The organism is Helicobacter pylori (assembly GCF_017594925.1).
GTDB classification, from domain to species: Bacteria; Campylobacterota; Campylobacteria; order Campylobacterales; family Helicobacteraceae; genus Helicobacter; species Helicobacter pylori_DP.
Map to the genome: position 1 here is coordinate 1 of NZ_JAALNT010000050.1, position 276 is coordinate 276.

The following is a 276-nucleotide window of genomic DNA, read 5'->3' on the forward strand; positions in this document are numbered from 1 at the left end:
ATTTTCCTTTTTGAAAATCACACACCTCCCCCAATTTCCTAAACTCCACCCCCTTAGGCGCTAGAGTGTGGAGCAAGGTTTTCAAGCGTTTGGGGTAGGTTTTTTGCGCCAATCTTTCTTTGGCGTCTTTATGGTTTTGATTAATGTCGTTAAAGTCTAAAAGCATGTTTTGGTAATACTGGTATTGCTTTTTTCGCGCGTTTAATTCTGTGTTTAATTCTGTGAAAGCGTCCAAAATCTTAACGATCTCTTGTTGGATCTCTAGGGGTGGGATGG

The 276-nt window shown here is 40.9% G+C and carries 1 protein-coding gene; it reads right to left on the reverse strand.

Annotated elements, in window-relative coordinates:
• Positions 1 to 276: restriction endonuclease subunit S (locus G6069_RS07875; protein ID WP_197293936.1), on the reverse strand; the 276-nt coding region annotated here is incomplete at both ends.